The sequence below is a fragment of the Plantibacter sp. Leaf1 genome, from assembly GCF_001421315.1.
Lineage (GTDB): Bacteria > Actinomycetota > Actinomycetes > Actinomycetales > Microbacteriaceae > Plantibacter.
On sequence record NZ_LMJX01000002.1, the window covers coordinates 504,385 to 518,501 of the forward strand.

At 63.1% G+C, this 14,117-nt stretch carries 14 protein-coding genes, 1 tRNA gene and 2 pseudogenes; 11 read left to right on the forward strand and 6 right to left on the reverse strand.

Features of this window, described 5'->3' with window-relative positions; genetic code table 11:
- Nucleotides 1-20 precede the first annotated feature (20 nt).
- Nucleotides 21-815, reverse strand: coding sequence for an Imm47 family immunity protein (gene imm47, locus ASE44_RS04600; protein ID WP_056777825.1), 795 nt, complete (start codon nucleotides 813-815; stop codon nucleotides 21-23).
- 342 nt (nucleotides 816-1,157) lie between these two features.
- Here imm47 and ASE44_RS04605 point away from each other — a divergent pair.
- The 5 genes and pseudogenes from ASE44_RS04605 (at nucleotide 1,158) to ASE44_RS04620 (ending at nucleotide 4,750) form a co-directional block, all read left to right on the forward strand.
- Nucleotides 1,158-1,233 (forward strand) — tRNA-Val (locus ASE44_RS04605).
- Nucleotides 1,234-2,039: 806 nt separating this feature from the next.
- Nucleotides 2,040-2,348, forward strand: a pseudogene (locus ASE44_RS19095) (hypothetical protein); the annotation flags it as partial.
- Between the two features lie 541 nt (nucleotides 2,349-2,889).
- Nucleotides 2,890-3,240, forward strand: a pseudogene (locus ASE44_RS04610) (recombinase family protein); the annotation flags it as partial.
- 208 nt (nucleotides 3,241-3,448) lie between these two features.
- Nucleotides 3,449-4,408 (forward strand): serine protease, encoded by a 960-nt coding sequence (locus tag ASE44_RS04615; RefSeq protein WP_162235734.1) that lies wholly within the window; start codon nucleotides 3,449-3,451, stop codon nucleotides 4,406-4,408.
- On the forward strand, nucleotides 4,409-4,750 hold the full coding sequence (locus tag ASE44_RS04620; protein WP_082455796.1) for a carboxypeptidase-like regulatory domain-containing protein: 342 nt from the start codon (nucleotides 4,409-4,411) through the stop codon (nucleotides 4,748-4,750).
- Between the two features lie 16 nt (nucleotides 4,751-4,766).
- Here the strand turns inward: ASE44_RS04620 and ASE44_RS04625 are convergent, their stop codons facing one another.
- Together ASE44_RS04625 and ASE44_RS04630 are read right to left on the reverse strand one after the other, a co-directional pair.
- Entirely contained in the window at nucleotides 4,767-5,072 is a 306-nt protein-coding gene (locus ASE44_RS04625; RefSeq protein WP_157579794.1) for a hypothetical protein, read from the reverse strand.
- A 22-nt stretch (nucleotides 5,073-5,094) separates the two neighbouring features.
- A complete protein-coding gene (locus tag ASE44_RS04630; RefSeq protein ID WP_056777833.1) occupies nucleotides 5,095-5,295 on the reverse strand; it encodes a three-helix bundle dimerization domain-containing protein in 201 nt (66 codons plus the stop codon).
- A 95-nt stretch (nucleotides 5,296-5,390) separates the two neighbouring features.
- Between ASE44_RS04630 and ASE44_RS04635 the strand changes: the two genes are divergently transcribed.
- Both ASE44_RS04635 and ASE44_RS04640 read left to right on the forward strand, forming a co-directional pair.
- Nucleotides 5,391-5,849 carry a hypothetical protein gene (locus ASE44_RS04635; protein WP_056777835.1) on the forward strand — a complete coding sequence of 153 codons (459 nt, stop codon included), beginning with the start codon at nucleotides 5,391-5,393 and terminating at the stop codon, nucleotides 5,847-5,849.
- Nucleotides 5,850-5,880: 31 nt separating this feature from the next.
- Nucleotides 5,881-6,294, forward strand: a complete 414-nt coding sequence (locus ASE44_RS04640; protein WP_056777837.1) for a hypothetical protein — start codon at nucleotides 5,881-5,883, stop codon at nucleotides 6,292-6,294.
- 791 nt (nucleotides 6,295-7,085) lie between these two features.
- On the opposite strand, the gene ASE44_RS04650 is transcribed toward ASE44_RS04640, so the two are convergent.
- The gene (locus ASE44_RS04650) at nucleotides 7,086-8,225 is read right to left on the reverse strand and encodes an alpha/beta hydrolase (protein ID WP_056777843.1); all 1,140 of its coding nucleotides are present in this window, start codon (nucleotides 8,223-8,225) and stop codon (nucleotides 7,086-7,088) included.
- On the reverse strand, nucleotides 8,222-8,482 hold the full coding sequence (locus ASE44_RS04655) for a hypothetical protein (RefSeq protein ID WP_056777845.1): 261 nt from the start codon (nucleotides 8,480-8,482) through the stop codon (nucleotides 8,222-8,224). The genes ASE44_RS04650 and ASE44_RS04655 overlap by 4 nt, the downstream gene beginning before the upstream one ends.
- An 813-nt stretch (nucleotides 8,483-9,295) precedes the next feature.
- Between ASE44_RS04655 and ASE44_RS04660 the strand changes: the two genes are divergently transcribed.
- The 4 genes from ASE44_RS04660 to ASE44_RS04675 all read left to right on the forward strand — a co-directional run bounded on the left by ASE44_RS04660 (nucleotide 9,296) and on the right by ASE44_RS04675 (nucleotide 12,651).
- Nucleotides 9,296-9,745, forward strand: a complete 450-nt coding sequence (locus ASE44_RS04660) for a hypothetical protein (protein WP_056777847.1) — start codon at nucleotides 9,296-9,298, stop codon at nucleotides 9,743-9,745.
- 87 nt (nucleotides 9,746-9,832) lie between these two features.
- Complete coding sequence (locus tag ASE44_RS04665; protein WP_157579795.1) at nucleotides 9,833-11,065, forward strand: hypothetical protein; 1,233 nt, start codon at nucleotides 9,833-9,835, stop codon at nucleotides 11,063-11,065.
- Nucleotides 11,062-11,994 (forward strand): aminotransferase class I/II-fold pyridoxal phosphate-dependent enzyme, encoded by a 933-nt coding sequence (locus tag ASE44_RS04670; protein WP_056777853.1) that lies wholly within the window; start codon nucleotides 11,062-11,064, stop codon nucleotides 11,992-11,994. The genes ASE44_RS04665 and ASE44_RS04670 overlap by 4 nt, the downstream gene beginning before the upstream one ends.
- Before the next feature lie 486 nt (nucleotides 11,995-12,480).
- Nucleotides 12,481-12,651: a hypothetical protein gene (locus ASE44_RS04675; RefSeq protein ID WP_157579796.1), complete on the forward strand. Its 171-nt coding sequence runs from the start codon at nucleotides 12,481-12,483 to the stop codon at nucleotides 12,649-12,651.
- A gap of 125 nt (nucleotides 12,652-12,776) precedes the next feature.
- On the opposite strand, the gene ASE44_RS18425 is transcribed toward ASE44_RS04675, so the two are convergent.
- Nucleotides 12,777-13,661 carry a hypothetical protein gene (locus ASE44_RS18425; RefSeq protein ID WP_157579797.1) on the reverse strand — a complete coding sequence of 295 codons (885 nt, stop codon included), beginning with the start codon at nucleotides 13,659-13,661 and terminating at the stop codon, nucleotides 12,777-12,779.
- Nucleotides 13,662-14,117 lie beyond the last annotated feature (456 nt).

Genomic DNA, 14,117 nt, shown 5'->3' on the forward strand with positions numbered 1-14,117 from the left:
CACTGCACGGTCGCTCCGAGTCAGAGTCGGTGGCCGTAGAAATACTTCGCGCCGCGGACCCAGTCCTGGCGACTGAGTGCGTCGACGTAAGCGTGCACAGCGTCGAGCCGGTCGCCGTTCATCTGCGCGTCGTAGTCGACGGGACAGCCGACACCGGACCAGACCGACAAGAGGCTCCCCGGAACGAAGATCCCTAGCTGTTCCCCGGAAGCTGCAGCGATCGAGGCGCGTTCCACGAGTCTCCGTGCCAACAGCGCGGGGTGAGCGGGCTGACCGTAGAGGACGTATGCCGTCCGATCAGTCGATTGGATGGCGCGGCCGACGTGCTCGGCGAGTTCGTCGGGGGACGGAGCATCGCCGAGTTCCGCCTGGAAGGGCACCAGACTGGCGATGGCCTGGAGCAGCGCCTCGGAGATCTCCGGGTCTTCGTTCCAGTCCTCGAGCAGAGCGAGCATCGGAGCCACAGCCTCGATGGACATCATCGATGTGGTGCTGTGCGCGAAGGTGACGACCGTGGACGGAGCGGCCTTCGTCAGGAATGCCATCGTCTCGAGGTCGGCCAGGTCGTCGTGCGTCGCAACCGACGCGAACACTCGGACAGCGAAGTCCGTGAATGGCTGGTGGCGCACCGTATTGAGGAGATCGATGAGGATGCTCTTCGAATCGAAATCACCGACCCTGAAGGAGTCGAGTGCTGCGAGAAGATACTCGTCCGGCGTCCGCGCGGCACGCAGTGCTGCTGCGCGATCCGCAGCCGTCGCGCTCGATACTGGACCGAACCATTTGCTGCGTTGCATCTCGATGGAGATCGTCACGGCTGGCTCCTCTCGCTCCTCGAGCCTACCCGTCGGTCCCACGCCATGACGCGGATGCAGAAGGCGATCACTTCGGTGCGCTCGAGGCGGTGTGCCGAGTGACCTTGTCGAGTCCCCGATGAGCAGGAATCCGCACACCGAGGTTTGGTCGAGTGCCTGGAGTGGTTGCGTGTCGATGCGCGGGCCGACCTCCGTGTGAGCTATGAGCACTCCGAATCGTGCCCCATGTACTGCGCGAGCCAACTCAAGTTGCGCATCCTGGAGGGGTTGACGAGCGTTCTGATCCCGACGGCGACTCCGGGTAGACTCAATGCGTCGCTTCGGGTGTTCCCATCCGAACGCGGGCCTTTAGCTCAGCTGGTAGAGCGCCACGTTTACACCGTGGATGTCGTCGGTTCGATCCCGGCAGGGCCCACCAGGTGAAGACCCCCGAGATCATGCCGATCTCGGGGGTCTTTCATTGCGTTGCGAGACGCTCGGATGTGGACGCGTCGTGTTGGATACGTCCCCGTGGCGTCCCCGCGCACAGCCACCCTGAGCTTGCGCTGGCCTGCACACGGAGCGTTGCGTTGCTTGCGTTGCCAGAAAACTCATTGAGTCTCGATCGGATGTCTCCGCGGGGTAACCCATTCCGAGAGTGCCTCTGATTGTGGACGGCCTGAACGGCGGAAGGGCCGTTGCCGGGGGTCACGTCGATCCGCGCCACTGCGCGCAGGGCGTCGTCGCTGCCGCGTGACGGTCCTGACGACGCCGACGCGAGCGCGGGTCTGCGCGATCCTGGGAACGACCTCCGCGCGCGGCTGCAGTACGTCGCGGAGCGCTGGGTGTCGTCGTAGCTGAGGACTCCGTCTCTCCCCGTAGGACGTCCGCTCAGGCAGACGACCATGACCCGACAAAGGGAGAGTCCGCCTGTTTTTCTCGGCGCCAAGATCTCGACCGGTCCGGCGGTCCGCACAACCCGTGCACCTCGCGCAAGAGCAGACACCGCAGCACGCTCTTGGAGGAACCATGAACAGAGGCACATCGACCACACCACTACTGGACAGCAAGACCGTAGCTACCTATCTCGGTATATCCGAGGCAACGCTGTGCCGGATGAGGCAGGACGGCTCCGGTCCCGCGTTCATCGACGTTCGCGGCAGACCCCGATATAGAGACACCGCCCTCATCGAGTGGGTCGACACGCAAGAGCGGCTCACGAGATCCGATCAGGCCGCTCGAACGATGATCAACAAGACAGGCTCCGGCAGGTGGCGTGTCCGAGTAAAGTCCAAGGGCGAGGTCGTCGCTGACCAGACATTCGATCGGAAGGCAGACGCCGCCCTTTGGGAAGCGAAGCAGAAGCGGGCTCTGACCCTCGGAGAATTCGTCGATCCTCGCGATGGCAAGGAGACCCTCGCAGCCGCACTCGAACGATGGATGGCGTCACGCTCCGGTTCCGTCGCGTCGAAGACGCTACAGACCGAGGGCTACGCGCTCCGCGCCCACATTCCACCGAAACTCGGCCATCGACCGATCGCATCGATTCACTCTGCCGATCTCGACGCCCTCTACGGGAACATGCTGAGGTCTCTCGCCAGACCGACCGTGATGCGGTTCCGCAACACCCTGTCATCCTTCTTCGGATGGGCCGAACGAAACCCACTCATTCAGAAGAACATCGTCCTCGAGTCCCGCGTCCCGCGCGGGCGAGGACAGGACCAACATCTCGAGGTATTCCCTTTCGACCTCGCAGGGCTCCGCAGGGTGCACCAAGCGACCGCGGCCGCCTCAGCGACCCAAGGCAACCTCACCCTCGTCCTCGGATTGACAGGCCTACGTTGGGGTGAGCTTGTCGCGCTCCGCGTTCGGGATGTGCAGTCGCTGCCGTATCCGGCATTCCGCGTGTCTCGTTCCGCACCAGACGGCCAGCCAATCCGGACCTCGACAAAAGGGGGCGCAGCCCGAACCGTTCCACTTCCCGGTGAACTCGCCGCGCTAGTCGTACCGCTTACCAGTGGACGCAATCCAAATGAGCTCCTATTCACCTCACCGGCCGGCGGCCGCTTGAACGGCCCCAACTGGAAACGCGCGGAACACCGTCGACCTCATGCGCAGCCGCGGAATCCAGGTGCGGTCTCTTTCCGATGGGATCGACCCCGCGACGTCGACGGGCCGCCTCATGCTCCATATGCTCGCCACCTTGGCCGAGTACGAGCGCGAGCTCATCGTCGAACGCGTCAACGCCGGCATTGCCGCAGCACGCGAATCCGGCACCCGCTTCGGGCGCCCACCCGTGAACCCCGACGTCATCGCGGAGAAGCTCGCTATCGCTGCTGAAGCCCGCGATCGCGGCCGCACCGCCTTAGAAGCCGCCGCGCTCGTTGGCTGGAGCCGCGCGACGCTCTACCGGCACCAGACGGGTACCACGACACGAACACCCTGACAGCCCGGGGGCAGGGTGCACGCGGCAGCCGAAAACGGTCGGTGGTCAGTTCGGCACGTCGCGCATTCCTACAAGAGACGGAGCCGCATAAGCCGCGGTTGACTCCCAATCGTGAACGGTGGATGAACTCCATGCCCGGAATCTGGTGCCCCGGCTCCCGCGCTCATAGATTGCGAATCACAAGCTCGGGGGGCGCGATATGTCATCAATGACGAAGTTACGTACGGTCGGTATCGGTGTGTTGGTGGTTGCATTCGGGATGCTGGGCGCGGGAGCGCCGGCAGTCGCTGACTCCGGGGGAGCTTTGCCCGATGAGCTCGCGTCGATCACGGCCGTCTCGTCCACTGGGGAGGAGACGCTGCCCGACTTCTCGAGAAGCGCAGAAGGCTCGCCGGACGGGTTCGAGGGCACCGGCGACCTTGCCGATGCCGGCACTGAACTCGACTTCGCCGTGCCCCAGACCGTCGCCGATCCGACCCTGGACCCGGACTACGTTGACCCGTCGGCATCGCGATCGGTCATCGGGCCAGATGGCCGCGTCCAGGTCGCTCCGACGGGCATGAACGCCAAGGGCACGTACTTGGAGGTCATGAACGCGAACAGCGCGATCGTTAGCGTCTGCACCGGCTTCTTGGTGGCATCGAACTACTTGCTGACCGCAGGACATTGCGTTCATCCGGGGGGAACCGGCTCGACCGCGTCCTTCTACCCGTACATCGACGTGTTCCCGGCCTATGGCGGTGGTTCTGGGTTGCGCTGCTACAACGTGGCGTCCTACACGTCCTCTGGCTGGATCAACTCGAGCCTCTGGGAAGGCGACTGGGGCATCATCAAGCTCAGCTGTTCGGCTGGTAGCACTTACGGTTACTTCGGCCTCAACACCACCTCAGCGTCTCCTGGGTCGACGGTGACCATCTTCGGTTACCCGACAGACAAACCGCACGGCACGGTCTGGCAGGGCTCGCAGATCATCTCAACGGTCAAGCCCGGCCTCCTCGGACACATCGTGGACACCGCCACTGGCCAAAGCGGGTCACCAATGCTGATCACCTCGACTGCGGTTGTCGGCATACATACGCAGGGTCTCCAAGCGGTGTATCCCGGCGAGAACCTCGGTGTCCGCATCACCGCTGGGCTGAAGAGCACCATTAACGGCATCATCTTCTAAATGCGTCGGGCCGTGAAAGCGTTGGCGGTGGCCGGGATTGTCCTGGTCGCCACCAGCGCGTGCGTGGCGGATGAACCCATCACACTCTCGGGAGCGGTGGTCGACGTCGACGGGGCACCGGTCAGCGGCTGCAACATCCTGCCGTCGTCGCTGTCCTTCAACAACCCCGAGATGGGCGTCAGGTCCGGACCCGACGGCCGGTTCACCTGGCCCTCGGTCCCACCCGGGATCTACACCGTCACGGTGGAATGTCGAACGGCGTCGGGAGAAATCGCCCGGCAGGGCGTCTCTGGCCTCGTCACGATCACCGGCGACGTCGACGTCACCGTGTCAGTCCGATAGGGCCTGCGCCGGCGGGTTAGCGAAGCGACCCAGGCACAACGTCCAGCGTCGTCCACGTCACGCTGAGGCTCGAGTCGTGATCCGCGATGAACTGCTCGATCGCGCCAATGGTGGTGAGTTTGGCAGCCTCGCTTGGAACGGCGATGTCAATCGCGATCGTTGCGCCGTCCTCGGTGACGGCCACGGCGCCGGCGCCGGGCAGCTGCACGAGGTACTCGCCCGGTGCGGTCACAACGTGATCCAGCGCGAGGAAGTGATGCCGAAGCTTTCGCAGCGCGTACGGGCCGGATCGCGGTCGGACGGTGGCGCGGAGGGCTTTCATGCTGCCCACCCTCCCACGGCCCCTACTGCGAGCGGCGTCGCAGACGTTGCCGGGCGTCGTGCTCGACGAGCACCGGCACGTAGTCGCGGATCGGATTTCCCTCGAGCTCCCGATGCACTTCGGTGACGACCCGTGCGACGTCGTCTCGCGGAGTGTCTGGGAACTTCTGCGTGAGACGATCGACCACGTTCACGATCTGTTGTGCTTCGTCCTGGTTCTGCATTCCCACAGTATGAAGTTCGCACGCCTGGAATGCGCTGCCAATCGTGGGTACCGTTGGCCACAACCGAGCGGGTTCAGCCAGTGGAGGTACGTGCGATGTCCAAGAAGAAGACCGACAAGAAGCAGGACGCGAAGGCCGCGGCGAAACTGGCCGAGAAGCAGCAACGGCGAGCTGCCGAGAAAGCCCTCGCCCGTGCCGAACAGGCCGTGAACGTCGCCCTCGACGCGGTTCGCTCCTCGAGCAAGGAACTCCGAAAACAGGCGGCAGCACTCGCGAAACGGACGGAAAAGCTCACGGCCAAGCACGAGAAAGCCGTCGCCGCACTGACCGAACAGCAAACGCGAGCCGCCGAAACCTCGTCCCGTCTGAGCACGCAGCGGAGATCTCTGCTGACGCCTCCGCTGCCGGCGCCCACTGGAGGCGTTCCCACGATGATCGTGCTGCGCCAGCTCGCGAAGCAGCAGCGCATCGCCGGCTACTCCCGCATGAACAAAGCCGCCCTCCTCGAACGCGTCGAAATCCCCACCGCCGACAGCCACGAAACGGCAAAGTGATCGAACAGATCTACAACTCCAGGGGAGCTGCATGACCTTCTCACGAACGGTGACGACGACCTCAGGAATCGAGGTCGTCGTCACCATTGCGCGCGAGGACGGCGCAGTGACCGCATACGCCGACGCGATCCCATCGCCCCTCACCCGGCAGTACGACGAGATCTACAGCCGAGCAATGCAGGACTACCTCGCGGCCGCAGCAACCCACGGCCCAAGCCGAGCCGGGGACCCTCCGTTGACCGGCGCCGAGAGTTATCTTGCTGAGATCCGAATCGCCCTCCCCGAACTGCCCGCCGATGGCGCGGACCCAGGCATCATGTACTTAGGTGGCGACGGAACGGAATGGCGATCGGTATGGAAGTGGTCACTGCAGACGACGCCGACACGGTTCGAGATCCGCACACCGCTCGGCGTGAGCCCTATCGATCTGTCGACTCCAAACTAGCGGCTGGCGCGTCCTGCAAGCTCACTGCGAACGGCCATAGTTCGAATCGCAACAGGCCCGGCGCCGACGCGCCGAGCCTGTTGCTCATTCACTGGTATGCAGCTCTTATTTCAGTCTGTGGATCGGCCTGGTGTGCCGGTGTCGGATGCTCCTGGTGCTCTCCTGGCGCAACTCGTCAGCTGGTTCGGAACCGAGCCGGTTGGATGCTCGTGCTCGTCCAGCTCGGCATGTCGTTGAGCGGCCTCCACCCGAAGAGTTCCGCTTCGAGGTCCTGCTCCTCTTGTCCGCGTGGGAGCCACGCAACTTCCCAGTCATGCATGAGGCTCATGAAGAGGTCAGTATCTGGGATGTATCGATCGTCCGGCACTGTCGCGTCGGGGGTAGTTTCGACAACCACCGTCCACCAAGGCTCGGCCGTGTCGGGATATACAAACACATGGCGGTTGAGTAATTCCCCTTTCCTGATTTGCCCTAGCCGACCCTGACTGCCCCAGAACTCGGACTCGGTTTCAACCATCACCAGCGTCCCTTCCCGACCAACGACCTCCACGGCATCTAGCGAAGTGCCAAACTGGGAAACCCTGATAGCGACGGATTATAACTCGCGGGCGAACTCTTCCGTGGATCACCATCCAAGGTGGCGGTAGTCGCCGATGACGAAGTCGAGATCGCGGAGTAGCCCCTCCTCTCCGCCAGGGAATGGTCAAAGCTCGGCGACCGCCGCAGAAGCCTGGACGCGTCCGCAATACGCAACGGTTGTGACCGCATCCGTCCAAGGACTGGGCGCTACTTCAATGCACGGAGGCGCGAGGGGGCACCTCACCCGGCCAGGTGTCGATATTGATGCTTTCCATCCACCGCCGAATCGCGCTCTCGAACTGTCGGGCGTCGCGGTTCCATTCGAGGCCGTGCGGTGCATCGGGCAGACTGATCAGCGTCATCTGGTCTGCAGCGTCTGCAGCCCATTGGGTTGACTCGATTGGTAGGAGCCCGTCTCCCACCGAATGCAGAGCGAGTACCGGGAGACCGTTCGGGACCCCACGCGAGAGCGCTCGAATGCTGAGGGCTCCTCGTACTCCCACCCGCCGAGCAGCTAGCGGGAAGCTCAACACAGCGAACGCGGCCACGACGGGTACCCGCGATCGTCCCGTCCGACGAGCACCGTCAAAGGCCGCTCCAGCGAGGCTAATCATCGGGGACACGAGGATGGCTCCGACGGCTGATTCCGGTCGCGAACGAGCTGCAGCGAGGCAGATCGCGGCACCGAAAGACCAGCCGCAGAGAATGACTCGCGTGGCACCGAGAGCTACAGCGTTGTCGATGGCCGCGACGACTTGATCGATGTCATCGGACGCCAAGCCAACTCGACGGGCCTCGAACGGCTGGCCGAACGAGACGACGAGAGACGGCATGCCGAGCTTTTCGACAGTCCGCACTGAGCGCAACGTCGATTGCGGGGATGCGCCGAGCCCGTGCACATGGATGACCCACGTGTCGGACGTGGCGCCGGCGTCGAAGCGCCACGCTCCTGACGGCGTCCGCTCGTCCAGGCTCGCTTCCGGGAAATCATCCATCGTGAGCGTGGTTCCCGTGAAGCGGGCGCGCGTCGCTCCCGCGGGGATCTCGCCTTTCGCCACGAGCCGGTCGACCGTGCCCGCGGCATGGTCGACCGAGAGGACGTCTTCGATGAGGACACGTTCTCCGGTGTCGAACTCCAGGGCATAGTGACCGGGGAAGGTTGTCACTGCATCGATGCCCAAGCGGACGGCGCCGCCCGGCGCGATCACTTCTGCGGCGTTGAGAACGCTGACATACCGGACGGGACCGCCGAGAACCAGTCGCCTTGCGGTCTTGATACCGACGGCACTCAGGGCCGCGAGAGCGCATATCGCCACGCCACCTGCGATCCCTCCGACGACCGCGAGGTTCATCGTCCGTCCTCGAGCTCGGCGAGGGCCGCCATCCGCGATTGTGCGGTCTCGACCGTCGTTTGCTCGTCTGGCGTGAGGGCTGCGTGAGTGTCCTTGGTGAGCAGCACGTCCTTGATTTCGATGAGTTGGCGGTGGAGCAGCGTTTCCGGGTCGTCGTGGTCGAATGCTTCGCGCTCACGCGTCTCGACCGGGACGATCCTTCTCCAGATCGCGTCAACGTCTCGACCCAGCTCGCCGCTTGGTGCTTCGCGATTCACCGTTCGTGGGGTCGCGTGACGCCGAACCGGCCTGACTGACTGACCGACTCGAGCGAAGGACTCGCAGAATGAGCAAAGAGAAGATTGGCCCTACGGCCAACCTGAGGCCGGACCTGCGCGGGTGCATCTCGATGTGCCGCCATGCCCCGCCTTGCCGGTCTACGACTACCGACGCAGCGGTGGAGAGGGGAGGTAAGAGAGCGGCATCGAAACGGACTAAGAGGCGGGGCGGATTGCGCCCTGCCTCTTTCAGCATGCAGGTGCCGGCGACAAGCAAAAACCTCGTTGACCTACGGGAAGTGGCATGCGTGAGGTCACGAGACAAACATCCGACTCGCTACGCACGCAGCCCTTACTATGCCCAGCGTCTTGTCCGACAACTACCTTCTTTGATCTCGAACGAAAGTAATGTTGCGTGGGCGTGCAGCCAGGACAGGTTGACCAAATAAGATATTCGTCATGTTAGCCCCTGCGGGGATTTGCATAACAGCTTGGCCGCGAATAATTCAGCTCCAGGCTCTGCTCGATGAAAATTCACATCCTTAGCCCGTTCTGAATAGCGACCAAGGGAGCTACCCCTATGGTTTTATGTTCCGTAAGTTGTTAGGTTGCTTTAAGGCCACCATGGCGGTGGTTCACGACAAGAGAGGAAGTTCCATGACTGAACTCATCAATCGCGTGGCATCAGAACACTTCGAGGCACTCAAGCGCCACGCCCAGGATTGCTGCGCGAACTCGAATCCGGGTCCCGCAAACTAGTCAAGCGCGGCCGGGGCTCACGCCCCGGCCGCCTACACCTCAAGGAGGAGGAACATGCTTTCCGACAGCTACCGGGCAGTCGTCACCAGCAAATTCGAGGATCGGGATCCAAGCATAGTTAATGCTCAGATCGATGAGGTATGCAAGTACCTCTACATCATCTCCGACATCCAGAGCAGTCGCTTCATTCCTCTCACACGGGATGCGGACGAGGTGTGGCACGAGATGATCGTGCAAACTGTTTTGTACGCGGAGCTGTGTCGATCCTTGCCTGGTGGAACATTCATTCATCACGAATCCATCGGGATGGACGGGTACTCGGAACGCGTTGGGCATCGAGAGTCGGTTGCGCAGTTCCTGGAATGGGTACCGGAATACACCTCTCGTTTTGGACCGTTCACTATCGAGGCCGCTGAGCACTGGGCGGTGGTGAACTTCCTCCGTGACGAGGTGGGCCTGAGCCTCGAGGCGATCAACGCACTCAAGTTCGAAAATGCGGCCTAGTAGCAACGGCCGGCTCAGGTTGTGATCCGAAGTTTTATCGGCCGCGGTGGGCTCGTCGCCGCTGGTGTTTTCCTGATGAGCTGCAGGATGCTCATCCTGCTCGTGGCTTTGGGCCGGTTCGGCGATGCTGTGATCGGCAGCTTCGGATACGCCCAGAACATCTACGGCATCGCTGCGTTGCTCTGCGCTGGCCACGGTATCGCGGTCGTGGCGAGCCTGGCACCGCTCCGCCAAGACTCATCTGGTAGCGCGGCCAGATCGCGCCTGCTCCGAATAATGACGACTGCGTGGGCATCAACGGCGGTGCTCATCGTTCTCGCGGCCGTATTCGGTGCCCTCAGCGCACTCATACTCCCCATCGCTTTACCAGTGTTTCTTGGCACCTATCTTGCGACCATGACCAGTGCAATTTTCTTACCGATCGCTCAATCGCTCAGCGGTCTGCAACAAGTTCGAGGACACGAACACCGGAGCCTGCTGCATACCGTCGAGGGCTTCATCATCAGCATCGGGCTGAGCCTCGCCGCGATCAACTGGGCCACTGACGCGGCGGTCGCCGTGACGGCCGTTGGTGTTGCGTGCGTTGCAGGAGATCTCTGGAGCACCCTGCGCCGCTACCGTTCGCTCGCCGGAGAGATCCGCGGCATCCCGACCCTGGCCCTTCGTTCGTTTGTGGAAGCACCACGAGCCGCATTCGCTCTAGTACCTCGCACAGCCGCTGGCGGTTACGACGGGCTCATCCTGATGGGCGCCTTCCTCGTCGTTTCCCAAGTCGCCCTGCTCCAAAGCCCCGCGACGGGGGCAGCCGTCGTCTCCCTAATCGCAGTGGTTCGCACGATCGTCGTCCCTCTGAAGAGTTTCGGGATTGTCGGGGGCCGACTCATCCGTAAGCAGACCACCGACCCCACCGACACAGCGCGACTGTTCTGGCGGCTTGTCCGCGTGGGTGCGATCGCCCTCACGCCCGTCGGACTCGTCTGCGTCATCGCTCCAGGAGTGGCGATGGCAGTTCTGCATCTCCCGGACACGGCGGATGCCGAACTCGCCGTCCGCCTCATCGGGGTCCAATTGCTCCTCGAACCAATTACCGGTCTCGGTGCCGCGATGCTCAAGGTGCTCATCGCCCCCACCGCGCTTCTCGCTCCGCTCGCCATCGCACTCTGGGCTTGGGCTGTCCCCGCAGTCCTGATCGCCAACCTATTCACCGAACTCACCGCCGCCAGCATCTGGGGCATCCTACTCATCGGCCGACTCCTGTTCTGCGCCCTCGTCATCCGTTCCACCATGCCTTCCCGACTCCAAGCGAAGCCCGTCCCATGATCCCGCTGCTGCACCGCACCGTACCGGCAGGGGTCGACTTCACGGAAAGCTTCGCCGAATGGGACGAAGATTTCAAAACTGCCGTCGTCGATATCGTCCGACAGCAACAATGGCGGTTCTATCCGCAAACCCAACCGGCTGCTGCACGCGAACGGCTGGCCGACCACTTTGGCATCGATCCCGAGCGCATCACTTTCACCCGCGGAGCAGACGCTGCTATCGACGACGTAATCCGACACGCAGCCGCCACCCACCAGATCCTCCACACCCCGAACCCTGCCTACCCCGGCTACGACCGCGCCGCGCAAAAACATCAACCCGAACACATCCACTACGACGCAGACAGCACCACGGCAGCTCTCTCCGCCGCAACCCGCGGTCAACCCGCAACGGTCATCATGACCTGGCCAGGCAACCCCACCGGCACGGCAGCGTTCGTCCCACCAGACTTCCGTCCCGGACGTCGATGGGTTCTCGACGCCACCTACCTGCCGCTGTTTAGCGATACCTTCGCCCGACTCATTCACTCCAGCGTCGACCGCTATGACGTGATCTTCTCCTGCTCCAAGACCTACGGCCTCGCTGGCATCCGACTCGGCGGCATCATCCATGACTCGCCACCTACACGATTCACTAGCCCTGCTGCGTTCGAGCTCGACTACCTGCAACTCGCCACGGCCGACATCATTACCCGTCCCGAAGTCCGTCGGCAGCTCCAGGAACGCGACGCCGCCACTCGGGCGCTACAAATACAGATCATCGACGCGCTCCGATCCCGCGGCAGGGAGGTCGTCTATACCGCAGCTGCCTCGTTCATCACCATCACCGCAACCACTCCCCCACATGTAGAACTCCACGCAAAACACTTCCGCGACGCACACCTCACCCGCGTCACCACTTGCCCTCACAATCTCGAAGCGCTCAAGTAAGCTCGGCGCGGGGTTCCAACTTCGTCCGTCAACGCCTCACATCGATTGCTCTGCTGTATCAGCTCTCGCATCAGCAGGATTTGGTTGAGCGCGAGTAAGGACAAGGTCGGGACCCGTGTCCAGCGACAGGTAACCTGCTGCGGCCTACGTGCGATTCCCGCGGCGCACCAAGGCGACGCGGCTTCCGATCAAACACTTCTCGCGCGCTTGTCAGGAATCCGACGACGTCGTCGTTTGTCGCCCTTGCGCTCGATGCATGAGCGGGGCAAAGACATCGTCACTGCCGATGGGCAGAGCGTCCAGCCGGAACCGTAGCCACCAGGATTGGAGTCGGGGGCGCCGTTGTCATTCCTCAGGGATACGGTCTGCATATCCGGCTCGATCACGGCGCGCGCGGAGTGCGGCGACACGGGGTAGCCATACGCTCTGCTTGGACCACCTCCGAATGTGCTGCTCTGCGGTTTCCGCGAGTTATTCGCGCTCGCAATGCCCCTCGTGCACTTCGTCGTCGCCTACTGGCTCGCAGCCGGCAGCCTCGACGGGTTCCTCGAATACCTGCCGATCGCCGCGCTCCAATCCGCCGGCGGCTTCGCAGTATCCACCCTGCACGATCCCGGGAGAGCGGTCCTTCTGGCCAGCCTCGGCGGGGTCACCTGAGTATTGGCATTCGGACGGCAACGACGCACAAAGAGGTGATGACAGGAACACTCGCCTCAGCCGCATAATTCGGCCAGAGGTGCGAGTTATATCCGAGGCACGCTTGGTACTCCGGCGGGAGTCTGTCACAGCCGACCACGATGCGCTCCGGGATGCTCGTCCAGCTCCAACGACTCCTGTCCAAGGAAGAGATACGGATTCATGTCGCGCAGGCCGGTGACGCCGACCGTGATTGACGCACTCGGGATACTGACCGGGTATTGTGCCAGCCGATCCACGATGCTGCCGCCACGTTGCGGAGCAGACCACGACAATGTCCCTAAGGTCGAGTTCCGACGTTTCGGGTGCAGCGTCGCCCACTCTCCCAGCTCCCACCACAGGCCGATCCTTGCAGCAAGTGAAGACAGCAGTTCCGATGGTCGGTGGAAGGCGCCGTAGGCGGTCACCTCGTGCTCGGTCAGTGCAGCGTGTTGAAAGAGCGGGACTCTCGTTCGTCGTCGGACAGTGTCCAGTTCGAGTTGGAGCTGCCCGGCAATCCAGGCCTGATCGGCCCCACCGGGCCGTCGCTCGGTCAGCTCGAGAGTTGCGCCAGTAGGAAGGTGATCCAGGACGATCGAGTCGGCTGATGCGCGGAGCAACCGCAAGCCTGGGATTCCAGCAATCCGTTCGTGTGGCGCGTTTCCTCTGTCTCCGTGGGCATGGGGCAAAAGATATGCCGCCACTCGGGCGGGTGCGTTCGTGGCGAGCAGGAACGCGCTGCGGGTGGCAGCGCCCCACTGGGCGTAACTTTGCAGGTCGTGGAAACTCCGACCCACCGACCAGTCCCACGGGTTCAGCGCCTGCGTTGTAGTCAGGCACCGGAACAGTAGTCCGTTGAACTCGCGCTGACCGGCCGGTTGGTCGTCGATGCGGAGGCGGCCAGTGCCCGCCATCTCCCGAAGGATCCGAAGCGGGATGCCGAGTTCGGTCCGAGCCGTCTGCAGGAGGTGTTTGTCGTTGACGTGTGGCATGGTGTCCCGATCCGACGGCACACGCCTCGGACTGGTGCCGCCTGACTGAACGGTCTTGACAGACGACGAGCTAATGCAAGCCAGGCATCACACCCTTTGAGCTTCTCCTGGCCTCGCATCCGAGTGCGGCCACGGCCTCATGCCCGCCTGCGGACCTTGACGACTGTACACCGATCGCGGGGTAGCCCGTTTGCCGGGGGTGTGACGAACGCACCCCTGCGACCACGGGCAACCCGAACTTCGAGGCTGTATGTGTGCACGAGCAGCCGGGACTGACCGCACCCTGATCGGCTGACTGAGCTACACCTTATTGCAGCGAGCGTCTCGTCTGCCGTCGATGGCGGTGCGGGTGACGGTGCTCGCGAAGTCCGCTGCGTTGTGAGGATTCCTCGGCGAAAGCAGCCGCCGGATTGAGGCGTTGTGCGCTTAACCGGCCAGCTGCATCAAGGGGGGGGG